General features: G+C 65.0%; 18 protein-coding genes. 7 read left to right on the forward strand and 11 right to left on the reverse strand.

All coding sequences use genetic code 11. From position 1 onward, the window contains the following. Window positions 1–7 precede the first annotated feature (7 nt). A complete protein-coding gene (gene lepB / locus ACVIGA_RS03960) occupies window positions 8–766 on the forward strand; it encodes a signal peptidase I (protein WP_456665359.1) in 759 nt (252 codons plus the stop codon). A 102-nt stretch (window positions 767–868) separates the two neighbouring features. Here the strand turns inward: lepB and ACVIGA_RS03965 are convergent, their stop codons facing one another. The 3 genes from ACVIGA_RS03965 to ACVIGA_RS03975 all read right to left on the reverse strand — a co-directional run bounded on the left by ACVIGA_RS03965 (window position 869) and on the right by ACVIGA_RS03975 (window position 4,364). Next, window positions 869–1,783 carry a DMT family transporter gene (locus ACVIGA_RS03965; protein WP_456665360.1) on the reverse strand — a complete coding sequence of 305 codons (915 nt, stop codon included), beginning with the start codon at window positions 1,781–1,783 and terminating at the stop codon, window positions 869–871. Between the two features lie 155 nt (window positions 1,784–1,938). Continuing rightward, entirely contained in the window at window positions 1,939–2,997 is a 1,059-nt protein-coding gene (locus tag ACVIGA_RS03970; RefSeq protein WP_456665361.1) for a phosphotransferase family protein, read from the reverse strand. 134 nt (window positions 2,998–3,131) lie between these two features. Then, window positions 3,132–4,364 (reverse strand): acyl-CoA dehydrogenase family protein, encoded by a 1,233-nt coding sequence (locus tag ACVIGA_RS03975; protein WP_212309687.1) that lies wholly within the window; start codon window positions 4,362–4,364, stop codon window positions 3,132–3,134. A gap of 295 nt (window positions 4,365–4,659) precedes the next feature. On the opposite strand from ACVIGA_RS03975, the gene ACVIGA_RS03980 reads away from it, so the two are divergent. After that, complete coding sequence (locus ACVIGA_RS03980) at window positions 4,660–5,349, forward strand: TetR/AcrR family transcriptional regulator (protein ID WP_176530624.1); 690 nt, start codon at window positions 4,660–4,662, stop codon at window positions 5,347–5,349. 11 nt (window positions 5,350–5,360) lie between these two features. Here ACVIGA_RS03980 and ACVIGA_RS03985 read toward each other — a convergent pair whose 3' ends face one another. After that, the gene (locus ACVIGA_RS03985) at window positions 5,361–5,756 is read right to left on the reverse strand and encodes a Rid family hydrolase (RefSeq protein WP_375775264.1); all 396 of its coding nucleotides are present in this window, start codon (window positions 5,754–5,756) and stop codon (window positions 5,361–5,363) included. Between the two features lie 244 nt (window positions 5,757–6,000). Beyond that, complete coding sequence (locus tag ACVIGA_RS03990) at window positions 6,001–7,227, reverse strand: CaiB/BaiF CoA transferase family protein (protein ID WP_456665362.1); 1,227 nt, start codon at window positions 7,225–7,227, stop codon at window positions 6,001–6,003. A 284-nt stretch (window positions 7,228–7,511) separates the two neighbouring features. Here ACVIGA_RS03990 and ACVIGA_RS03995 point away from each other — a divergent pair, with 284 nt between their 5' ends. Further along, window positions 7,512–7,754, forward strand: coding sequence for a hypothetical protein (locus tag ACVIGA_RS03995; RefSeq protein ID WP_456665363.1), 243 nt, complete (start codon window positions 7,512–7,514; stop codon window positions 7,752–7,754). A gap of 20 nt (window positions 7,755–7,774) precedes the next feature. On the opposite strand, the gene ACVIGA_RS04000 is transcribed toward ACVIGA_RS03995, so the two are convergent. From ACVIGA_RS04000 to nirB, 4 genes are all read right to left on the reverse strand, one after another. Then, the gene (locus ACVIGA_RS04000) at window positions 7,775–8,968 is read right to left on the reverse strand and encodes a lanthionine synthetase C family protein (protein WP_456665364.1); all 1,194 of its coding nucleotides are present in this window, start codon (window positions 8,966–8,968) and stop codon (window positions 7,775–7,777) included. Between the two features lie 166 nt (window positions 8,969–9,134). Next, window positions 9,135–11,798 carry a nitrate reductase gene (locus tag ACVIGA_RS04005; protein ID WP_456665365.1) on the reverse strand — a complete coding sequence of 888 codons (2,664 nt, stop codon included), beginning with the start codon at window positions 11,796–11,798 and terminating at the stop codon, window positions 9,135–9,137. 21 nt (window positions 11,799–11,819) lie between these two features. Further along, the gene (nirD, locus tag ACVIGA_RS04010) at window positions 11,820–12,149 is read right to left on the reverse strand and encodes a nitrite reductase small subunit NirD (RefSeq protein ID WP_456665366.1); all 330 of its coding nucleotides are present in this window, start codon (window positions 12,147–12,149) and stop codon (window positions 11,820–11,822) included. Then, entirely contained in the window at window positions 12,146–14,605 is a 2,460-nt protein-coding gene (gene nirB, locus ACVIGA_RS04015; protein ID WP_456665367.1) for a nitrite reductase large subunit NirB, read from the reverse strand. Before nirB ends, nirD begins: the two co-directional genes overlap by 4 nt. 114 nt (window positions 14,606–14,719) lie before the next feature. On the opposite strand from nirB, the gene ACVIGA_RS04020 reads away from it, so the two are divergent. The 3 genes from ACVIGA_RS04020 (at window position 14,720) to ACVIGA_RS04030 (ending at window position 18,236) form a co-directional block, all read left to right on the forward strand. Further along, on the forward strand, window positions 14,720–14,920 hold the full coding sequence (locus ACVIGA_RS04020; RefSeq protein ID WP_456665368.1) for a hypothetical protein: 201 nt from the start codon (window positions 14,720–14,722) through the stop codon (window positions 14,918–14,920). Between the two features lie 322 nt (window positions 14,921–15,242). After that, the gene (locus tag ACVIGA_RS04025; RefSeq protein WP_456665369.1) at window positions 15,243–16,502 is read left to right on the forward strand and encodes an MFS transporter; all 1,260 of its coding nucleotides are present in this window, start codon (window positions 15,243–15,245) and stop codon (window positions 16,500–16,502) included. A gap of 30 nt (window positions 16,503–16,532) precedes the next feature. Continuing rightward, on the forward strand, window positions 16,533–18,236 hold the full coding sequence (locus tag ACVIGA_RS04030; RefSeq protein WP_456665370.1) for a protein kinase domain-containing protein: 1,704 nt from the start codon (window positions 16,533–16,535) through the stop codon (window positions 18,234–18,236). 91 nt (window positions 18,237–18,327) lie between these two features. On the opposite strand, the gene ACVIGA_RS04035 is transcribed toward ACVIGA_RS04030, so the two are convergent. Then, a complete protein-coding gene (locus ACVIGA_RS04035; protein ID WP_456665371.1) occupies window positions 18,328–19,548 on the reverse strand; it encodes an ABC transporter substrate-binding protein in 1,221 nt (406 codons plus the stop codon). Between the two features lie 35 nt (window positions 19,549–19,583). Then, window positions 19,584–21,353 (reverse strand): acyl-CoA dehydrogenase family protein, encoded by a 1,770-nt coding sequence (locus ACVIGA_RS04040; RefSeq protein ID WP_456670733.1) that lies wholly within the window; start codon window positions 21,351–21,353, stop codon window positions 19,584–19,586. A 251-nt stretch (window positions 21,354–21,604) separates the two neighbouring features. Here ACVIGA_RS04040 and ACVIGA_RS04045 point away from each other — a divergent pair, with 251 nt between their 5' ends. Beyond that, the gene (locus ACVIGA_RS04045; protein WP_456665372.1) at window positions 21,605–22,600 is read left to right on the forward strand and encodes an IclR family transcriptional regulator; all 996 of its coding nucleotides are present in this window, start codon (window positions 21,605–21,607) and stop codon (window positions 22,598–22,600) included.

Raw genomic sequence — 22,600 nt, forward strand, 5'->3', positions numbered from 1 at the left:
CGGGCCGATGTCGACCGAGAAAGAACGCCAGCAAGGCGGAGTGGCGGATACCCTCCGCGTGGCCGTGCAGGCGCTGATCATCGCGCTGGTGATCCGCACCTTCCTGTTCCAGTCCTTCAACATTCCGTCGGAATCGATGGAATCGACGTTGCGGGTCGGCGACTACCTGTTTCTCTCGAAGTACAGCTACGGATACACGCATTACTCGCTGCCGTTCTCGCCACCGCTGTTCTCGGGCCGCATCTTCGGCTCCGAGCCCAAGCCGGGCGACGTCGTGGTGTTCCGGCTGCCGAGCGACGACTCGATTGATTTCATCAAGCGGGTGATCGGCCTGCCGGGCGATCGCATTCAAATGATCGACGGGCAGCTGTACATCAACGGCACCGCGGTCAAGCGCGAGCGGGTCGATGATTATGTCGATCGCGACGAGGGGCCGCGCCCGGTCCGCGTCAAGCGCTGGCGCGAAACCTTGCCGAACGGGGTCAGCTACGACACGCTCGATCGCATCGAGCGTTCCGAATACGACAACACACAGGTCTATGTCGTGCCGCCGGGACATTTCTTCGCGATGGGCGACAACCGCGACAACTCGGCCGACAGCCGCGTGCCGCCGGCGCGCGGCGGGGTCGGCTACGTGCCGTTCGAGAACCTGATCGGACAAGCCAAGGTGATCTTCTTCTCGATCGGCAATGACGCGCCGGCGTGGCAAGTGTGGCGTTGGCCGGCTTCGGTGCGCTGGAACCGGCTGTTCACCGGCATTCACTGATGTTCGGTGCGTAGGGCGGGTTAGCCGAAGGCGTAACCCGCCGCTCCTGCGTCGCGGCACCGTCGGCGGATTACGCCTTCGGCTAATCCGCCCTACACAGCATCACAACCCATCCGGCGGCAGGCCCGGCCCTGTCGCCGCTGGGCGGAGCTTGTCGCGCTTGCGCTCGCGATAAAAGGCATAGAGGCCGGAGGCGACGATGATCGCGGCGCCCGCGACCATCTGAATGTCGGGCTGGTGGCCGAAGGTGAGATAGCCGAGCAGCATCGCCCACAGCAGCGCCGAGTAGCGGAACGGCGCCACCGCCGAGATGTCGCCCGTGCGCAGCGACACGATGATGCATTGGTAGCCGATCAGGATCAGCACCGCGGCCAGCACCAGCAGGCCCAGCGCGTGGCCCGACGGCGGCCGCCAGCCGCCAAGCGGGACAAGCACGGCAGCGCCTGCCGTCGTCACCGTCACCGTGGTGAGCAGCGTGATGAACACGGTCGGCAGCTGTTTCGGGATACGTCGCGTGGCGAGATCGCGCACCGCGCAAAAGCCGACCGACGCCAGCGCCAGCAGCGACGCCTGGATAAAGCCCTCCGCCCCCGGCCGGACGATGACCAGCACGCCGATGAAGCCGGCTGATATCGCAAGCCAGCGCCGCCAGCCGACCGGTTCGCCGAACACCAGCGCCGCACCGAGCGTGATGACGAGCGGCAGCGCCTGGAAGATCGCCGACGCATTGGCGAGCGGGATCTGCGCGATCGCCGACAGATAGGTCAGCGTGCCGCCGATCTCACCCATGACGCGCAATCCGACCGGCCAGATCAGCAGTGCGCCAAAACTGCGCAGCGCGTCGCGGTACCAGGCGAGTGCCGCGACCAGCACCATCGCGACCAGGCCGCGGACCAGCAGGATCTCGCCGATGTTGAGCTCGGCCGCCACCGCCTTGGTGATGGTGTCGTTGGCCGTGAAGCTGGCCATGGCCGCAGCCATGAACAGGCTGCCACGAAGATTCGAGGAAAGGGCCAAAGTGAAAATGTCCGATCAGGACCAGGGCGGGCGTTGACCGGACTGACTTGCCAAAGCGGCGCCACGAACTCAAGTCACAGATGGCTACAATGCGGAAACATGCCGCACCACGCAGAAGCGGCGCGAACCCTGGGGGATCGCGCCGCGTTTTCGGATCAGATTGCGCCGGCCTTCTGCGCGTATTCCCACGACGCCTGCGACAGCGGCACGGTGCGCTTGGCCGACTCGAGGGCCTTGGCATTCGCGGCGGTGCCGTCGCGGACCCGGCCCGCAATGCCCTGCGTGATGCCCGCGAGGCGGAACAGGTTGTAGGAGAAGTACCAGTTCAGATCCGGCACAGCCATGCCGGTAACGTCGCAGTAGATCCGCGCGGCCTCGTCCTGGCTCGGAATGTTCAACGCCTTGAGGTCGGCATTGGCGAGGCCCGGCATGGTCCACTGCATCAACAGATAGGTGAAGTCGGCCATGGGATCGCCGAGCGTCGACAATTCCCAATCGAGCACCGCCTGCACCCGCGGCTCGGTGGCGTGGAAGATCATGTTGTCGAGGCGATAGTCGCCGTGCACAACCGAGACACGCTTCTGCTCCGGCACCGTCTTGGGCAGCCACTCCGCGAGCTTCTCGAATTCGGGAATGTGCTGCGTCTCGGACGCACGATACTGCTTCGTCCAGCGGTCGACCTGGCGCGCAAAATAATTGCCGGGCTTGCCGAAATCGCCGAGGCCGATCTTCTCGGGATCGAGCATGTGCAGCTTCGCCAGGGTCTCGATCTTGCTGGTGAAGATCTTGTGGCGTGCGGCGGGCTCCTGGCTCGGCAGCGTCGGATCCCAGAACACCCGCCCCTCCTCCATCGACATGATGTAGAAGGCCGAGCCGATCACCGCATCGTCGGTGCACAGCGCGTAGGCTTTCGCGACCGGGAAATTCTGCTTGCCGAGCGCCGCGATGACGCGGAACTCGCGATCCACCGCATGGGCCGACGGCAACAATTTACCGAACGGACGGCGGCGCATCACGTAATTGCGGCCGGGGGTCTCGAGCTTGTAGGTCGGGTTGGACTGACCACCCTTGAACTGCAGGACCTTGAGCGGGCCCTGATAGCCCTCGACGTGTTCCTGCATCCAGGCCGCGAGGTTCGCCTCGTTGATACGATGGCGCTCCTCGACTTCCCTTGTGCCGGAAAATTCTTCGTCTTTCCTGACGCCGTCCGCCACGATGACGCTCCCTCAATTCAGTTTTTGGGGAGCGCCGTCGGACGCTCCTTCAATCAGGCTGGCACGCCAGCCTGATTTCTCTTTTTCATTCTGAGCACGATGTCAGCGCGAACGCCATGCGTTCCGCGTCATGCTCAGTGCGACGTGTTTGCATACTTCCGAAGTTCAAGTCTGGCAATGGCGCGATTGTGCACCTCGTCCGGACCGTCCGCCAGCCGCAGCGTGCGGATGTGGGCATAGTCCTTGGCGAGCCCGGCCTCGTCGGAGACGCCGCCGCCGCCATAGGCCTGGATCGCCTGGTCGATGATCTTCAGCGCCATGTTCGGAGCTGCGACCTTGATCATCGCGATCTCGGCCTGCGCGGTCTTGTTGCCGACCTTGTCCATCATGTCGGCGGCCTTGAGGCACAGCAGGCGGTTCATCTCGATATCGGTGCGGGCCTCGCCGATGCGCTGCTCCCAAACCGAATGCTCGATGATCTTCTTGCCGAACGCGGTGCGCGAGGCGAGCCGCTTCACCATCTTCTCCAGCGCCTCCTCGGCCTTGCCGATGGTGCGCATGCAGTGATGGATGCGGCCCGGACCGAGACGGCCCTGCGCGATCTCGAAGCCGCGGCCTTCGCCGAGCAGGATGTTCTCCTTCGGCACACGGACGTTTTCGAGCAGCACCTGGGCATGGCCGTGCGGCGCATCGTCGAAGCCGAACACCGGCAGCATCTTCTCGACCTTGATGCCGGGGGTGTCGAGCGGCACCAGGATCTGCGACTGCTGCTGATGCTTGGCAGCGTTGAAGTCGGTCTTGCCCATCAGGATCGCGACTTTGCAGCGCGGATCGCCGACGCCCGACGACCACCATTTGCGGCCGTTGATGACGTAGTGATCGCCGTCCTTCTCGATGCGGGTCTCAATGTTGGTGGCGTCAGAGGAGGCAACCGCGGGCTCGGTCATCAGGAAGGCGGAGCGGATCTCGCCGTCCATCAGCGGGCGCAGCCATTTGCGCTTCTGCTCCTTGGTGCCGTAGCGGATGAACACTTCCATGTTGCCGGTATCGGGGGCGGAGCAGTTGAAGACCTCGGACGCCCAGGAGATGTGGCCCATCTCTTCCGACAGCAGCGCGTATTCGAGGTTGCTCAATCCCGCGCCGTGGAATTCGTCGTCCTCATGCGAGGACGGCGGCATGAACATGTTCCAGAGGCCTTCGGCCTTTGCCTTCTTCTTCAGATCCTCGAGGATCGGGATCACCTTCCAGCGCGGGCCTTCGGCATCCTGCTTGTCGTAGATCGGCACGGCGGGGCGGACATGCGTTTTCATGAAAGCCTGAACGCGCTCAAGCCATTCCTTCTGCCTGGCCGACATCGTGAAATCCATGGGACGCTCCTCGTTTCCTAGACTTGGGCCGCTGACCTGGCCATGAACTCGGGCCCTGATTGGGTCTCGAACTTCGGCCTTGGCCTTTTGGGCAACATTGTTGACCCCGCCTCCGCGGCCCGCAAGGGCGTTCGCGAAAACGGCGGCGGTGGTGTGCCAGAACGCCGCCCCGCGATCAGCGGATTGACATTTCCGGCTCTTCAAACGATAGTTTCATACAAATGTTTGAAATGCAACTCCCTGTCGTCTTCGTCATTCCCCGGCATACCGCGGAATAACGGAAAGGCTCTCAGCCATGGCCAGCGACCAAACCAGATCCGCCATTCTCGCCGCCGCCGAGCGGCTCTATGCCGACCGCGGCTTCGGCGACGTCACGCTGCGCGACATCGTCGCGGAGGCGAACGTCAACCTCGCTGCGGTGAATTATCATTTCGGCTCCAAGGACGAATTGATCGCGGAGCTGTTCGTCACCCGCAGCATCCAGACCAACCGCGAACGTCTCAATGAATTGAAGGCGGCCGAGGAAAGTGGCGGCGGCCGCGCCTCGATCGAGGACATCATGCGCGCCCTCGTCGGGCCCACTTTGCGCGGCTGCCTCGGACCCGATCGCGAGGGTTCGACCGCGGCGCGTTTCATGATCCGGGCCTCGATCGAATCCGTGCCGCCGATCCGTCGCATCAAGAATCGCGAGGTCGATCACTTGCGCAAATTCGCCGCCGCGATGCGCCGCGCGATGCCGGGCCGCGACGACACCGAGCTGTATTGGGGCCTGCACTTCGCGCTCGCGATGGCGCATCACACCATCCGCGAGAAGGAACGCCTGCTGCGGCTGTCGGAAGGCAAATGCGATCTCGACGACGTCCGCGCCATCATCGATCGCGTGGTCACGGTCTCGGTGATGGCGCTGACGATGGGCGACGTGCCGAGCAAGCCGGCGCTGCGGCCGGTCGTGGTGCACGGCCGGCTGACGCGCCAGGATCTGTAAGGGGCCCTGCCCTACACCATCGCGATGCAATCGATCTCGATGTCGAACGGCCCGGTCCATTCCGGGATGCAGACGAAGATCCGCGCCGGCAGATCATCCGCGAAGTATCTCCGGTAGATCGCGTTGAAGGTCGCGAAGTGCTTTGCCGAGGTGCAGAAGATATTGCACTTCATCACATTGTCGAACGACGCGCCGGCGGCCTCGAGGCATTGCCTGAGCTGCTCCATCACCAGCTCGCTCTGCCGCTCGATCGAGGCCCCAGTGGCGATCTCGCCGGTTGCCGGATCGAACGGCGGCAGGCCGGAGACAAAGATCATGTTGCCGGCGCGGGTGACCGCCGACGCCGGCGCCTTCCAGCGCTCCAGCCAGCTCGAGATCGGTTCGACGCGGACCACTTCCCGTTTCATGATTGGCACCTTCGATAAGGGATCGATGGCGCCAATTTAGCAGGCTCGTGTCAAGGATGCTTCGATACCGGTCGAAGTGTCATCGCGAGCCCCCCCCCTCTCGCTCCGTCATCCTGAGGTGCGAGCTCTTGCGAGCCTCGAAGGATGAACGGCCCGGCTGGTGGCCGATTCATCCTTCGAGGCTCGCTCCGCTCGCACCTCAGGATGACGGGAGGGGCAGACTGCGCGTTGCTCCAATCCCGGCCTACAGAATCCCCTGCGCCTTCAGCCCTTCGACCTTGGCGTCATCATAGCCGATGGTCGCCAGCACGTCCTTGGTGTCGGCTCCGAGCAGCGGCGGGGCGCGGTAGTCGGTGATCGGCGTCCCCGAGAAGGTTAGCGCATTGCGGATCAGCGACAGGTTGGGCTCGAAGGGATGATCGACCTTCACCCGCATGCCGCGCGACTGCACATGCGGATCGCTGAACACCTGCTCGAAATTGTTGATCGGGCCCGACGGCACGCCCGCCTCCTCGAGCTTGTCCAGCCAGTAGGCGACCGGATGCTTCAGGAACAGGCCGGCGAAGATCGCCATAATCTCCTTGCCGTGCACGACGCGGTCGTTGTTCCTGACGAAGCGCTTGTCGTTGGCGAGCTCGGGTTCGCCGAGCACCGCGCAGGTGCGCTGGAACTGGCCGTCATTGCCGACCACCAGCATCAATTCTCCGTCGGTGCAGCGGAACACGCCGGCCGGCATGCCGCCATTGCCCCAGGTGCCGCGGCGCGGCGGCATGTTGCCGTTGACGAGATAGATCTGCAGCCAGTGCGACAGTGAGGCGATCACGGTGTCGAACAGGCAGACGTCGACATGCTGCCCTTCGCCATTGTTGGCGTCGCGATGATAGAGCGCCGACAGAATTCCGATCGAGGTGTTCATGCCGGTCATGTAGTCGACGATCGAGGGGCCGACCTTCATCGGGCCGGCGCCGGGCTCGCCGTCGATATGGCCGGTGACGCTCATCAGGCCACCCATCGCCTGCAGGATCGCATCATAGCCGGCGCGCGTCGCATACGGGCCGGTCTGGCCGAAGCCGGTGACCGAGCAATAGATGATGCCGGGGTTGAGCTGCTTGATGGTGTCGTAGTCGAGGCCGTAGCGCTTGAGGTCGCCGACCTTGTAGTTCTCCATCATCACGTCGACCGACTTGGCGAGTTCGCGGATGATCGCCTGCCCTTCGGGCTTGGCGATGTTGACCGTGACCGACTTCTTGTTGCGGTTGGCGCAGAGGTAGAACGAATTGTTGTTGTTCGCCTTGCCTTCGGGATCGGGGAGGTAGGGCGGGCCGAAGGCGCGGGCGTCGTCGCCGCCGCCGGGCCGCTCGATCTTGATCACCTCGGCGCCGAGATCCGCCAGCATCTGGGCCGACAGCGGGCCCGCGAGCACCCGCGTCAGGTCGAGAATCTTGATGCCCGAAAGTGGCAGAGCCGACATGAACGTTCCTCCGAAATCTTGCTCAATCTTGATTATCCGGCGCCGGACCGTGCCTTGCACGTGTCCTGCCCCCATCTTGGGCGCGCCAGAGCTTGCCGATACACCATTTTGGCGCTGCGAGCACTGCATTGTCGGCATGAAGCTATCCCCGTGTGGCGCAGCGGAGGAGTCCTTCGGGAACCGGCCGCGAGGATCGGCCGATTGCCGCCACGCGAAATTGTGAAGTTGGCCGACACCGATTTGCCCCAGCGTCAGCGGTACTTTACCGCGTCGAGGAGGACATCATGCGGACATTCACGACGGCCGGGCTGCTGATGCTGCTTGCGGCCGCAATCCCGGCAGCCGATGCGCGTGGCGGCCATGGCCATGGTGGCGGCCTGCACGGCATGCATGCCGGCGGCGCCAGCCGCAGCAGCGGATTTGCCGCCGATAAACGCCACGCCGACGACCCCTACACCAAGGCGGCCTCCGACGAGGAGGACCGCCTGCTCAACAGCAAGCTGAAGAGCATCTGCCGCGGCTGCTAGGACACGGACTTATTCTAGAGTCAAAACACATCGATCGTCGGAAACCGGGCATCCCCGGTGATGCAATCCCAAAGGTAGATTGCAAGGCCGATGTCACCGGTCCAAAGCGAATACCGGCCGCGGCCGGTAACCATCTGGGCGCCACGAAACTGGACGATGGCCGTCATGGCGAACTGGCGCGCGCGGTCGAGCCAGATCGGATCATTCGTGCGTCGGTAGAGCTTGAGGAATGCGTAGCCGTTTCCACCCGTGCCGTGGCAAAGGTTCGAGCCCTTTGTCAGCGGTCCGGCGGCCCAGGCAAAGCGCCCGCCATCCAGCAGCAGCGCGTCAAATTCCGGCATATCGAACGGCGCGTCGGCAAAGCTCGTCACCATTCCCGGCGCGCCGTGACAATGCTGGCATATGAAAAGCCGCTTCTCGCGCTTGCTTCTCGGGCCCCATGTTGTGCCGATGTCGTAGCGCCACGCATTCGCTTCAAGCGACTTCGGCACGAATTCGGCGACGTGCGCCTGCTGCGCTGCCGTCAACCAATCCCATCCGAGCAATAACGGGATCACGTTGCCGGCAAAGCCGTGAACCGGCCCGAGAAAGCGATCCTTGGCACCGTAGAGATCCTGGGTCCAAAGTGGACCTTGCGGCGTGTCCTCCAGTTCGGCCAACAGCCGCGCCGCCTGCACTTCGAACAGGCCGCGCCATCTCAATTCCCCGGTCATCCTGCTCATGTGGACTGCCGCGACCATCGACCCCGGCATTCCCCACATCAGCTCCCGGATCGGCAGTTCATTGTTTGCTTCGGCCCGGCTATAGACCAGGTCGGCGAGGCTCGATGTCGGCTCAAGGCGCATCGCGAGAAGTGCCGCCCCCATGTCGCCGCGAAGCAGCGAGCCATGCTTCTCATAATCGGGCAGCGAACTGGTGTCGTGGTCGATTACGGTCTGCTCGATCAGCTTCGGCAGCACGGGGCGGAAATCGCCGGCGACCCGGGTAGCCCCCGCGCGGTGCAAGTAATCCAGTGCCCAAATGACCCCGGCCGCCCCCTTGTAGAAGCTGGGATCACCATCTCCTCCACCGTCTTCACTCGGGTGAGCCGGCCAGAACGTATCGGGATGGAAATGTGCGACCGCATCGGCCGCAATTTCTTCGATCGCGACCCGAACAGCCGATTCATTCCAGGCGTCCGGTGCAAGCGGACGATGACGTCCCGCGGTAATCATGGCGTAGCGGCTCCTGCTCCTGAGCGCTGTCCATCTGTACTTCAGGTGAGGCAAGTAAGGATGGCACGATTGAACGAAAGCTATCCAAAAGCATGCCGCGCGGCAAACCAGCTGCACCGCCTGAAAGCGCGGCGCAGCGATGAGGCGTCAAGCCGGCGCCGGGACTTTAGGACGCGATCGCCTGCCGCGGCTGCGCGGTGGCACCGATCAGCTTGCCGATCTCGGGCTTGCAGCCGCCGCAATTGGTGCCGGCCTTCAGGCAGCGGCCGATCGCCTCGACACTGTCGGCGCCCTTCCTGATCTCGGCGGTGATCTGGTGCCGTCCGACGCTGAAGCAGGAGCAGACGATCGGCCCGACATCCTCGCCGGCGCCGAACGGCCGCCCGGCCAGCAGCGCCATCCGCGCATTGGCCGACAATTGTTGCTCGGCGAACAACCCGGCGAGCCACGCCCGCGATGGCAGCACGTGATCGGGCGCGATGAACACGCAGCCCTCGAGCCGGCCGTCGCGCACCGCCGCGTAGCGGAAGCGGCCCGCGGCCGGATCGCGATAGGCGATCCATTCGATCTCGACGCCTTCGAGACCGAGCTGCGCGCGCGCCCAATCGCGCCAGCTCTCCGGGCGGACGTCGAGCGCGAGCTCCAGCCGCGTGCAATCGCCGGCCTTGCCGTAGACCCAGTAGCCGCTCGCTGGACGCTTGATCGCATCGCGGCTCAGGATGAAGGCGTGCCATTTCGGCGCGTAAGGATCGGCCTTGACCGGCGTATGCTTGGATTCCGGCTGGCCGGACAGCGGATCGACCACCGGATTGACCAGCGCGTTGACGCGGCCCTCGCCGGCGAACTCCTCGTTCCAGTGCATCGGCACGAACACACAGCCGCGGCGCTGGTCGGCGCTGACCACGACCCGCGCGATCATCTCGCCCCAGCTGCTGGTCAGCCGCGTCAATCCCTCGTTTTGCAGCCCCGCCTGCCGCGCATCCTCGGGGTGGAACTCGGCATAGGGCTCGAAGATATGCGACAATAGCCGTCCGGTTTTCCCGGTCCGGGTCATGGTGTGCCACTGATCGCGGACGCGGCCGGTGTTAAGCACCAGCGGATAGTCGCGGCTGGTCGCATGCCGCGCCGCGCGCGGCGCGATCGGCACGAAGCGCGCCTTGCGGTCGAGCGTGAAGAACTTCTGGCTCTCGAACATCCGCGGCGTGCCGGCCGGATGGTCCGCCGTCACCGGCCACTGCACCGGCGCCAGTTCGTCATAGGCGCGATCATCGAGCGCAGCCAGCGCCGAGATGTCGAAATCGCGCTGGCCGTTATTTTCGAAGCCGGACAATTCGGCGTGCTCGCGGAACACCTCCGCCACCGAGGCGTAGTCGAAGCCGGAGTATCCCATGCGACTGGCGACATCGCAGATGATCCGCCAGTCGGCGCGTGCTTCATCCGGCGCTGACAGGAACGACCGCTGCCGCGATATCCGGCGCTCCGAATTGGTGACGGTGCCGTCCTTCTCGCCCCACGCCAGCGCCGGCAGCAGCACGTCGGCATGCCGCGTGGTGTCGGTGTCGCGCATGCAATCCGTCACCACGACGAGCTCGCAGGCGTCGAGCGCGGCGCGCGCGCGGTCGGCATCGGGCAGGCTCACCACCGGATTGGTCGAGATGATCCACACCGCCTTGATGCGGCCGTCGGCGATCGCGTCGAACATGTCGACCGCCTTCAGCCCACCCTTCTCCGCAATGACAGGCGCGCGCCAGAACCGCTGCACCAGCTCGCGATGCGCCGGGTTCTCGATCTCCATATGCGCGGCAAGCTGGTTGGCGAGCCCGCCGACCTCGCGGCCGCCCATCGCGTTGGGCTGCCCGGTGAGCGAGAACGGACCCATGCCGGGACGGCCGATGCGCCCGGTCAACAGATGGCAATTGATAATGGCGTTGACCTTGTCGACGCCGCTCGACGACTGGTTGATGCCCTGCGAATACAGCGTGACGACACGCTCGGTCTTCGTGAACCAGTCGAAGAACAGCCCGACCGCGCCTTCGCTCAGCCCACACGTCGCGGCGGTCTGCGCCAGGGTCTGGCCGGCCACCTGCTTGAGGGCGTCGACGATCCCCGTCGTGCAATTGCCGACAAAGCCGCGATCGACCGCGCTGCTGCCGGCAAGGAATGCGAACAGCCCGTTGAACAGCACGCTGTCGCTGCCGGAGCGCAGCGGCAGATGCAGATCGGCGCCCTCGCAGGTCGCGGTGCGGCGCGGATCGATCACTACGATCTTGCACGCCGGGTTCTTCTCCTTTGCCGCCAGCATGCGCTGGTGCAGGATCGGATGGCACCAGGCGGCGTTGGACCCGACCAGTACCAGCAAATCCGCCTGCTCGAGATCCTCGTAGCAGCCCGGCACGGTGTCGCTGCCGAAGGCGCGCTTGTGCCCCGCGACGCTGGAGGCCATGCACAGCCGCGAATTGGTGTCGATATTGGCGGTGCCGACAAAGCCCTTGGCGAGCTTGTTGATGACGTAATAGTCCTCGGTCAGCAGCTGGCCGGAGACATAGAACGCGACCGCATCGGGCCCGTGCTCGCGAATGACCTTGTTAAAGCCATCGGCGACGCGATCGAGTGCGTCGTCCCACGCCGTGGGCACGCCGTCGACGACAGGCTCGAGCAAACGCCCGTCGAGATCGATGGTCTCGGCGAGCGCCGAGCCCTTGCTGCAGAGCCGGCCGAAATTGGCCGGATGCTGCTTGTCTCCCTCGACCCGGACCGCGCCCGCCGCGTCCTTCGACGCGATGACGCCACAACCGACACCGCAATAGGGACACGTGGTCTTGACGGGCATGGCTGGCCGATCCTTGCCCGCTCAGCTCACCGCAGCCGCCTGCCGCACCGACAGCCAGACAACGCCGTTCTCGACCTTGGCCGGATGGGTATGCGTGCAGCCTTCATCAGGCGCGACCGCCTGGCCACTGGCCAGCTCGATGACGAAATTATGCAGCGGACAGGTCACGCGCTTGTTGTGCACGATGCCCTGCGACAGCGGTCCGCCCTTGTGCGGGCAACGATCGTCGAGCGCGAACACCTCGTCGCTCTCGGTCCGGAACACCGCGATGTTGCCGCTAGGGGTGCGCACCACGCGCGAGCCGAGCCGCGGAATGTCGTAGAGCGCACCGATTTCGATCCAGCTGGTCATGCGAGCTCCAATTCGGCGAGAGGCGCGAACTCGTTGCGGTCGACACCGCGGCTGGCGCGCTCGGCCCACGGATCGGTCTGCGCAAACTGCTGCGAATGGGCAAAGCGGGCGAACAGCGCCTTGCGGTTGGCGATGTCGTCGACCACCCGCTTCCTGATCTGCTCGAGACCGACGCGGTCGCACCACTTGTACATGCGCTCGAGATACCAGCCCTCCTCGCGGTAGAGCTGGGTCAGCGCCACGATCACCTCGAGCGTCTCGTCCTCGGTCTCGACCTTGGTCAGGAACTCGGTGCCCTTGATGTGCAAGCCCGCGGCGCCGGCGAAATGGATCTCGTAACCTGAATCGACGCAGACCACGCCGACGTCCTTGCAGGTCGCCTCCGCGCAATTGCGCGGGCAGCCGGAGACGCCGAGCTTGACCTTGGCCGGCGTCCACGAACCCCACATGAACTTCTCGAGCTTGACGCCGAGACCGGTGGAATCCTGGGTGCCGAAGCGGCACCATTCGGAGCCGACGCAGGTCTTCACCGTGCGCAGGCCCTTGGCGTAGGCATGGCCCGACACCATGCCGGCATCGTTGAGATCGGCCCACACCGCCGGAAGGTCCTCCTTCTTGACGCCGAGCAGGTCGATGCGCTGACCGCCGGTGACCTTCACCGTCGGGATGTTGAACTTTTCGGCAACGTCGGCGATGGCGCGCAGCTCGCTCGGCGTGGTGACGCCGCCCCACATCCGCGGCACCACCGAATAGGTGCCATCCTTCTGGATGTTGGCGTGGACGCGCTCGTTGATGAAGCGCGACTGCTGATCGTCGCGATACTCGCCCGGCCAGGTCGCGAGCAGGTAGTAGTTCAGCGCCGGACGGCAGGAGTGGCAGCCGTTGAGCGTCTTCCACTCCATGAAGCGCATGACGGCTGGAATGGTCTTGAGCTGCTGCTCGACGATGACGCGGCGGACGTCGTCGTGGCTGTGATCGGTGCATTTGCACAGCGGCTTGACCTTCGGCGCCGCCGAATAGTCGCCGCCGAGCGTGAACGCCAGCACCTGCTCGACAAGGCCGGTGCAGGAGCCGCAGGACGATGACGCCTTGGTATGGGCGCGGACGTCGTCGAGCGTGAACAGCTTCTTCTCGGAGATCGCCTTGACGATCGCACCCTTGCAGACGCCGTTGCAGCCGCAGATCTCGGTCTCGTCGCTCATCGCGGCAACCGAGTTCTGGCCGCTGACGCCGCCTTCGCCGAGATTGGCGGCGCCGAACACCAGGCGCTCGCGCATATGCGAGACGTCGGTGCCGTCGCGCAAATGCTGGAAGTACCAGGGGCCGTCGATGGTGTCGCCATAGAGCACGGCGCCGACGATCTTCTTGTCCTTCAGGATGATGCGCTTGTAGACGCCGCGATTGGCGTCCTGCAGCACGATCTCCTCCTTGTCCGGGCCCGGCGCGAAATCGCCGGCCGAGAACAGGTCGATGCCGGTGACCTTCAGCTTGGTCGAGGTGACTGAGCCGTCATAGGTGGCAAAGCCCTTCATCGCGAGATGGTTGGCGCAGACCTTGGCCTGGTCGAACAGCGGCGCGACGAGACCGTAGGTCTGGCGGCGATGCTGCACGCATTCGCCGACCGCATAGATGCGGCCGTCATAGGTCTGCATGGTGTCGGAGACGACGATGCCGCGTTCGCAGTAGAGCCCGGCCTTCTTGGCGAGCTCGAAGTTCGGGCGGATGCCGACCGCCATCACCACGAGATCGGCCGCCAGCTCGGTGCCGTCGCCGAAGCGGACGCCGGTGACGCGGTCCTCGCCCAGGATCGCCTGGGTCTGTGCCGGCATCTTGAACACCATGCCGCGCTCTTCCAGCGACTTGCGCAAGAGACCACCGGCCACCGGATCGAGCTGGCGCTCCATCAGGGTGTCGAGCAGATGCACGACCGTGACGTTCATGCCGCGCTTCATCAGCCCGTTGGCGGCTTCGAGGCCCAACAGGCCGCCGCCGATCACGACGGCGTTGCGATAGTCGGTCGAGGCCTTGATCATGCGATCGACATCATAGATGTCGCGGAAGCCGATCACGCCCGGCAGGTCCTTGCCCGGCAGCGGCAGCATGATCGGATTTGAGCCCGTCGCGATCAGCAGGCGGTCATACGGAACGCGCTCGCCTGCCTCGGTGACGACTTCACACGTGCGGCGATCGATCATGCTGATCGTCTCGCCCTTGCGCAGCGTGATGTTGTTGTCCTCGTACCAGTCGACGGTGTTGAGCATGATGTCGTCGACGGTCTTCTCGCCGGCGAGCACCGGCGACAGCAGGATGCGGTTGTAATTGCCGTACGGCTCGGAGCCGAACACCGTGATGTCGTAGAGATCTGGGGCGCGCTCGAGCAGCGCCTCGACCGTGCGGATGCCGGCCATCCCGTTGCCGATCACCACGAGCTTCTGCTTGGTCACTTTGTCGAGCATGGTCTGCCTTTCAATTCCGACGGCGCTATCCAGCGACGCGGCGTGCGTCGTTGATAGGCACCGATAAAGGTTTGGAGTTGTAGGAAGCCCAGCCGCGGGCGCAGACCGTCTTCGATGACGACCGATGTTCCGTTACTGACTGATATTCAAGACGCGTGCCAACTCGGCACGAGCGAATATGGCAGCAAAATCAACGGCTTTTCTGCGACCTCGCATGTGCCTGATGCCGCGGCGCGCGTCCGGCTGGCCGATTTTTTAGCCACGCCGATGATCTCTTGTGCATCACAGCATCAGCGGCCGCGGCCGCAATCGTGAACCCGCCGTTGATACGTCATCGCGCGCTCGTGACGCATCGCACAAGAAAGCATCAGCATGCGCGTTTGCGCGGCGGCGCTTGCTGCAAGCCACGCCAATTCCGATCGCCGGACCCGGTTCGCGATCTCGCGGCAACGTCTTGCGACTGCAAGGCAAAGCGACGCGATCGATTCGATGGCACGCAAATTGCTGACCGCACCTCTCGACGGAGTGCGTCTCAACGGCGAGCGCGCTCACGCATTCACCCACATTCGATTTATCTGCGCCCGAGAGCGTCGCACGTCAGCGGCCATCTCCGCCGCATCACCGCGAGACGCTTGCGATGAAGCTAGCTGAGTTCAAGAAGGCAGGTCACTGGCCGACCCTGCTCGCCGCGTTCCTGTACTTCGACATCAGTTTCATGGCGTGGGTCGCGCTCGGCCCGCTGATCGTCTACATCGCGCGCGACATGAATCTGGCGGTGAACGAGAAGTTCACCCTGGTCGCCATTCCCGTGCTCGCCGGTGCACTGTTGCGCGTGCCGATGGGCATTCTCGCCGACATCATCGGCGCCAAGCGCACCGGCATCATCGCCCAGCTCGTCGTGATCGCCGCGACCGCATCGGTCTGGCATTTCGGGCTGACCAGCAAGCTCGCAATCGAGCTGTTTGGGCTTGCGCTCGGCGTCGGCGGCGCCTCGTTCGCGGTCGCCCTGCCCCAGGCCAGCCGCTGGTATCCGCCGCAATATCAGGGCGAGGTCATGGGAATCGCCGGTGCGGGCAATATGGGCGTGGTGCTCGACACGCTGCTCGCGCCGACCATTGCCGAACATTGGGGCTGGCAGGCTGTGTTCGGTTGCCTCTTGATTCCGATGCTGATGGTGCTCGCCTATTACGCATTCGCGGCCAAGGACGCGCCGGGCGAGCGCAAGAAGATCTCGCTCAAGGCCTACGGCGCGCTGCTGAAGGATTCCGACAGCCGCTGGTTCATGTTCTTCTACTTCATCACCTTCGGCGGCTTCGTCGGCCTCGCCAACGCGTTGCCGCTGTATTTCACCGTGCAGTATCACGTCTCGGGCGTCGCGGCCGGCATGCTGGTCGCGCTGATCGTCGCGTTCGGCTCGGGCTTCCGCCCCGTCGGCGGCATGATCGCCGACCGCATCGGCGGGATTCGTTCACTGTCGATCCTGTTCGGCGTGGTCGTGGCTGCCTATCTCGTGATCGCCTTCATGCCGGAGGGCCCGACTGCGCCGACCGCGGGCGGCTGGGCTTTGACCGAGCTGCCGCGCATCGCCTGGATCTCGGTGCTGCTGTTCTCGATCGGCGTGCTGGCGCTCGGCATGGGCAATGGCGCGGTGTTCCAGCTGATTCCGCTGCGCTTCCGCCACGAGATCGGCCTGATGACCGGGCTCGTCGGCTGCGCCGGCGGCGTCGGCGGCTTCTTCCTCGCCCAGACGCTTGGCTTCGCCAAGGGCATGACCGGCGGTTTCGGCGCCGGCTTCCTGTTCTTCGGCATGCTGGCGTTGCTTGGCTTCATCGGACTTGCGATGGTCAAGGTCCGCTGGCGCACCACCTGGGGCGCGGTGTCGGGAGCGCGCGTCTAACGGCCCGCTCCGAAAGGGACGGGTTCGGACGTGGCGAACGGCGCGCAACACGATCTGGGCGTACGCGTCGGTTTCGCCAGCGAGACCGGTAAGCGCGCAGCCAATGAGGACTATGTCGCGGCCTGCCTCGGCCAGCCGGGCGCGCTGCATCGCGACGTGGTGGCCGCGGTCGCCGACGGCGTCGGCGGCCACAAGGGCGGACGCGAGGCGGCGGAGGTCGCCGTCCGCAGCTTCATCGACGCCTATTATTCGTTGCCCGAGACGCTCGGCGTCCGCCGCCGCGCCGCGCGGGCACTTGAAGCTGCCAACAGCTGGATCTACGGCCAGGGCCGCGTCGATGCCGCGCGCAGCGGCATGGCCTGCGCGTTCTCCTCCATCATCCTGTCGCGGCGGCAATGCCATGTGATCCATGTCGGCGACACCCGCGCCTACCGCCTGAGCGACGGACGGCTCGAGCGCCTGACGCAGGACCATATCGCCGGCCGCGGCGACCTCGCCCATATGCTCAACCGTGCCATCGGTTTCGAGGAGTTCGCCCGCTTCGACTACACTTCGACTGGGCTGCGGCAACATGATCGTTTACTCATCTGCAGCGACGGGGTTCACGGCGCGCTCTCCGATTCCCGCCTGCAGCGGCTGCTGGAGGAACGCACGCCGCCCGACGAGTCGGCGCGCAGCATCGTCGATGCCGCGCTCGCGGCCGGCAGCAGCGACAACACTACCGCGCTGGTGCTCGACGTCGTCGACCTGCCGCCGGCGGATCGCGACGACCTCACTCATGCGATCGCGACCTTGCCGATTTTGGACTTGCCGGAAAGCGGCGACACGATCGACGATTTCGCGCTCCACGACGTGCTGTCCGACGGGCGCTACAGCCGCCTGTTCAAGGCGACCGACAAGCGTGCCGGACGCGAAGTGGTGCTGAAGTTTCCGCATCCGCGGGTCGCCAGCGAAGGCTCCTACCGCCTCGCCTTCGTGCGCGAGGCCTGGGTCGCCGCGCGCGTGCGCAGCCTGTGGATCGGCGAGATCATCGAGGTGCCCGCGGAGCGGCAGACCAGGCTCTATTCGGCGATGCCGCTCTACGAGGGCGAAACGCTGGAACAGCGGCTCAACCATGCGCCGCGGCTGTCGCTCACCGAAGGCATCGCGATCGCAACCAAGCTGGTGCGCGCGGTCACTGCGCTGCACCGCGCCGGCATCATCCATCGCGACATCAAGCCCGACAACGTGATCCTCTCGAAGGACGGCGGGCTGCGCCTCGTCGACCTCGGCGTCGCGCGTGTCCCCCTGCTGGAGGATTTTCCCGCCGAGGATATTCCGGGCACCGCGAGCTACATGGCGCCCGAGCTGTTCGGCGGCAAGGCCGGCGACGAGGCCTCCGACCTGTTCGCGCTCGGCGTCACCGTCTACCGCATGTTCACCGCGAACTATCCGTTCGGCGAGATCGAGCCGTTCTCGCGGCCCCGGTTCGGCAAGCCGGCGCCGCTGTCACGCTACCGGCCTGACCTGCCGGCCTGGCTCGATGCGGTGATCGGCAAGGCGCTCAGCATCGAGCCCGCGCAACGCTTCGGCGACGCCATCGAGTTCGCGCACGAGCTCGAGAACGGCGCGACCTGGGCCGGCCCCGCCGTCACGACCCGCAAATCGCTGCACGACCGCGATCCCGTGACCTTCTGGAAGGTGCTGTGCGCCATCCTGGCCCTGATCATCGTCGTGCTGCTGGCGCGGCATTAGCGGGCTGTAGAAGACGTCTTCCTTGGCGGCGACGAAGCTGACGTCACCGGGAGACTTCTTCAACTTCCTGCCAACGGCGCGAACGCAAGCGTTACTGAGCTTTCGTGACGAACGGACACCCGCCTTCCGCGAGCGGCCGCCAGGCTTCGTCCGGCGAAATCGTCGCGATCACCTTTTCATAGTCCCAAGGCTCGTGCGATTCGGATAGCGATTTGGCCTGGACCAAATACATCGAACGCATCACCTGCCCATCCTCGCGGATCCGTGCATTCTGCGTCATGAAATCGTTGACCGGAAGCTTGCGCATGGCGGCGGCAACGGCGCCAGGATCGTCGGTTCCGGCCGCCTGCGCTGCCTTCAGATAGTGCATCACTCCACTGTAGACGCCGGCCTGGATCATGGTCGGCGCCTGCCCGTGCCGACGCGCCATGAAGCGATGACCGAAGGTCCGGGTTGCCTCGTTCTGGGTCCACGAAAACGACGTCGCGTAGATGATGCCCTGCGCCGCCTCGAGGCCGAGCGAATGCACGTCCGTGATCAACATCAGAAGAGCGACGATATTCTGGTCGGCAGATTTTCCGATGCCGAACTCCGCAGCCTGCTTGAGGCTGTTGACCGTATCGCCGCCCGCGTTCGCCAACGCAATGACTTTCGCCTTCGAGTTCTGTGCCTGGAGCAGGAACGAAGATAGGTCCGACGCACCGAGCGGATGGCGAACCGAGCCGACGACCTTGCTCCCCGCGGTCGTGATGAAGCTTGATGCGTCACGCTCCAGCGCATGGCCGAAGGCGTAGTCCGCAGTCAGGAAGAACCACGTATCCGCGCCCTTCTTGAGCATGGCCTTGGTAACGGCGGAGGCTTCAGCGTAGGTGCTGTAGGTGAAATGAAACCCATAAGGCGAGCACTGCTTTCCGGTAAGATCGGAACTACCAGGCCCGGAAATCACAAAGATGCGCTTCTTCTCGCGGGTGATAGCCTGAATGGCCAGCGCCGTCGCCGAATTGCCGCCATCGGCAATCAGATCGACACCGTTCTCGTCGATCCAACGACGCACGATGCCGGAGGCGATATCGGGCTTGTTCTGATGGTCGGCCGACATCAGCTCAATCTTCTTGCCGAGCACGGTCGGGCCAAAATCCTCGATCGCGAGCCGCGCCGCCTCCACCGAGCCCTCGCCCCCAAGATCGGAATAAAGTCCCGACATGTCGTTGATGACGCCGATGCGCACCACGTCGCCGGACACCTGCGCGCGCACCGACCCAACGGCAGCCAGACACAAGACCGCCGTGAGCGCGGCCGCAATCGATCGCATAGAAACCTCCCCGCGATGTTTTTTTGTTGTTGTGGTCAGGCCGTCAGGAATTTGACCGCTTGACCGAATGTGACCGGCGCACCGCTCAGCATCAGATCGATGGCCTCGCGCTCCCACGCGTCGTCGGCCGGGGCCAGCGGATCCTTCGTCGACAGGCGATGCTCGAGCACGAAGCGTGACAGCAACAGCCGCCTTGCATCGACCTCCGGCTGGGATCCTTCCCATGCGAGCGTGATCGCCGATGCCGCATGATAAAGCGCGCTCGCCGCAAGACGCGCCGTGTGCTCCGAGCCGGGATCAGCCGCGACCTGCTCGGCAAAGCCGATCGAACGATCGAGCGCTATCCGAAGGCGCTTGCGGAACGACTCGGGCAACGCCTTCGCCTCCTCGAGGCGCGACTGAAGGACAGCGGCGAGCGCCCGGTGCGCGCCGCTCTTGCCGACGGCGCGCGAAATGATGTCGAGCGCGTTGATGTTGCTGGTGCCTTCCCAGAGCACGCCGACATGGGCATCGCGCACCAGCCGCGGCTGCACCCATTCCTCGATGTAGCCGTTGCCGCCACGCACTTCCATCGCACCGGTTGCAACCGGAATGTTGTCGCGGCACGCGCGATACTTCAACAGCGGCGTCAGGATCCGCAGCAGGTCCCTCGCCTGCGCCGAGCCGGCATTGGCATCGTCCATCGCGCGCGCGGCCACCAGCATCATCGACAGCGCCTGCTCGGTCGGCACGATCAGCTTCATCAGCTGACGGCGCAGCAGCGGGAAATCCATGACGCACTGGCCAAACGCCGCGCGCGACGAGGCGCTGACGACGGCCTCGTTGACACAGCGCCGCATCATCGCGGCGGCACGCACGCCGTGCGACAGGCGCGAGAGATTGACCTGCTCCATCATCTGCTTGAGGCCCTGCGTGGGATCACCGACCAGATAGGCAACCGCGTTGTCGAGCCGGATCTCGCCTGACGCCATCGATTTGGTGCCGAGCTTGTCCTTGAGACGGACGATCCGGTAGCTGTTGCGCCGGCCATCCTTGAGGCGACGCGGCAGCGCGAACAGTGCGAGCCCCCAGGTGCCGTCGGGCGCACCTTCCGGCCGCGCCAGCATCAGCGCGACGTCGGCATCGGCGTGCGAGCAGAACCATTTGTCGCCGGTCAGGCGCCAGACGTCGCCATCCCGCCGCGCAACGGTCTCGACGGCGCCGACATCGGAGCCGCCGGCGCGCTCGGTCATGAACTGGGTACCCTTCCACAGCGTCGCCATGTCGTCCGACAGCATCTTCGGCAGCAGGTAGGCCTTGAGCTCGTCGGAGCCGAATTTGCGGATCAAATGCGTCGAGGTGTCGGTGACGCTGATCGGGCACATCAGCCCGAACTCGGACTGCACGAACAGGTACTGAAACACGTATTTGGCCACCGCCGGCAGCGGCCGGTCCATGCCGAGCACACCGGCGCGATGGCTCATGGCGTGAAACTGGAAATCGCCGAAGGCGATCGCCTCCATCTCGCGGTAGGCCGGATGATAGTCGATCCAGTCCTCGTCGCGGCCGTAGGCGTCCCTCGGATTGAGCACCGGCGCATGCTTGTCGGCGATCCGGGCCAACCGGTCCAGCCTGCCGCCCGCCAGTTCGCCGAGTCGCTTGAAGTGCGGCTCCAGCCGCTCGCGATCCTCGCGCGCCAGATAGAGCCCCAGCAGGCCCCGGAGTCCGCGATCGAGGTCATAGAAGTTGAGGCCGGCACAATCATGCGAGATATGGCGAGCCGGATCGGCGGCATCGTCGGGGCTGCGAAGGTCGCGCGCGCTCATCTGCATCGGGGCTCTCCTGGTTCGGGATGACGTCGCGGCCGGTGTGCGGGATGTCATCGCTCGGTGTTCAAGCTTCGCCTGCAACATCGGGAACGATCGCGGCGATGTCCACCGGCGAGCCGGCTTGCGAGAATAATTTCAGATACGTGGAGGAAATGCCGTCCGCTCGAGGATCGCACGCCAGGTCATGCCGCACCGCGGACGCTTGACCTCCGCTGGTTTCGCTGCACATTCGACGGCACATAGCGACAATGGATGTTGCAGCGCACCAGGCCTGCGCTGCCTTCAAGGACACGAGCGGCAAGAAGATGAAGGGCGTTCGCTCCGATACCCAGCCCCCGTCCAGGCGAGGCCGCAGGCGCATCGTCGCCGACCGCGTGCGCCTGCAAGCGGACGATCCCTCGGCGATGGTGATCGAGGCCAACCGGCATGACGAATTGTTTCGCGCTGCCGACGGCAGCCCCGATCCGTCAATCGTCAAGTCCGCCCATCGCGTGCTCCGCATCTTCGAATATTTTGCCGAGATCGAGCGGCCCGCGGCCATGACCGAGATCGCGCGCCGGCTGAACTATCCGCCGTCGAGCACGTCGGCGCTGCTGAAGAGCCTGGTCGAACTCGGCTATCTCGACCATGACCGGCAGGCGCGCAGCTACCGGCCGACGGTCCGCGTCGCCCTGCTCGGCGGCTGGCTCACGAGCCAGACATTGCCGGGAGCGACGCTCGATGCGATCACGCGCGAGTTGCACGAGGCGACGCGGCTGACCACCTTCGTGGTGGCGCGCAACCAGCTCTACAGCCAGTACATCCGCGTGCTGCAGGGCACGACACCGGTGCGCTATTATCTGGAGCCTGGCGCACGACGGGTGCTGACCCATTCGACTCCGGGCCGGGTGTTTCTCAGCCTGATGAACGACGAGGATGCGCGGCGGATCGTGCAGAGGATCAACGCCGAGGAAGCACCGTCATCGGCGGTCCGATTCGGCAATATCCAGCAGGCGCTGGCGACGATCCGCCGCCAGGGATTCGCCTACACGCGCGACATGGGCACGCCCGGCCTGAGCGCGATTGCGATGCGGCTGACCGAGGCCGACCAGACGCCCCCGCTCGTCATCACCGTTGCCGGCCCGAGCTCGATCATCTCCGCGGAAGGCAATGCGATCATCGGAAAGATGCGCGAGCTGGTCGAACGGCAGTCGCCCGGCCTGCTGCCGCAGATCGAAATCGACGCAGCCCCGATCGAGACCTGA

The organism is Bradyrhizobium sp. USDA 3240 (assembly GCF_054063295.1).

Coding starts and splice junctions, on each gene's coding strand:
- lepB (WP_456665359.1), top strand. CDS start 8: ATGTCGACCGAGAAAGAACGCCAGCAAGGCGGAGTGGCGGATACCCTC.
- ACVIGA_RS03975 (WP_212309687.1), bottom strand. CDS start 4,364: ATGGATTTCACGATGTCGGCCAGGCAGAAGGAATGGCTTGAGCGCGTT.
- ACVIGA_RS03980 (WP_176530624.1), top strand. CDS start 4,660: ATGGCCAGCGACCAAACCAGATCCGCCATTCTCGCCGCCGCCGAGCGG.
- ACVIGA_RS03985 (WP_375775264.1), bottom strand. CDS start 5,756: ATGAAACGGGAAGTGGTCCGCGTCGAACCGATCTCGAGCTGGCTGGAG.
- ACVIGA_RS03990 (WP_456665362.1), bottom strand. CDS start 7,227: ATGTCGGCTCTGCCACTTTCGGGCATCAAGATTCTCGACCTGACGCGG.
- ACVIGA_RS03995 (WP_456665363.1), top strand. CDS start 7,512: ATGCGGACATTCACGACGGCCGGGCTGCTGATGCTGCTTGCGGCCGCA.
- ACVIGA_RS04000 (WP_456665364.1), bottom strand. CDS start 8,968: ATGATTACCGCGGGACGTCATCGTCCGCTTGCACCGGACGCCTGGAAT.
- ACVIGA_RS04005 (WP_456665365.1), bottom strand. CDS start 11,798: ATGCCCGTCAAGACCACGTGTCCCTATTGCGGTGTCGGTTGTGGCGTC.
- nirD (WP_456665366.1), bottom strand. CDS start 12,149: ATGACCAGCTGGATCGAAATCGGTGCGCTCTACGACATTCCGCGGCTC.
- nirB (WP_456665367.1), bottom strand. CDS start 14,605: ATGCTCGACAAAGTGACCAAGCAGAAGCTCGTGGTGATCGGCAACGGG.
- ACVIGA_RS04020 (WP_456665368.1), top strand. CDS start 14,720: ATGACGACCGATGTTCCGTTACTGACTGATATTCAAGACGCGTGCCAA.
- ACVIGA_RS04025 (WP_456665369.1), top strand. CDS start 15,243: ATGAAGCTAGCTGAGTTCAAGAAGGCAGGTCACTGGCCGACCCTGCTC.
- ACVIGA_RS04035 (WP_456665371.1), bottom strand. CDS start 19,548: ATGCGATCGATTGCGGCCGCGCTCACGGCGGTCTTGTGTCTGGCTGCC.
- ACVIGA_RS04040 (WP_456670733.1), bottom strand. CDS start 21,353: ATGAGCGCGCGCGACCTTCGCAGCCCCGACGATGCCGCCGATCCGGCT.
- ACVIGA_RS04045 (WP_456665372.1), top strand. CDS start 21,605: ATGGATGTTGCAGCGCACCAGGCCTGCGCTGCCTTCAAGGACACGAGC.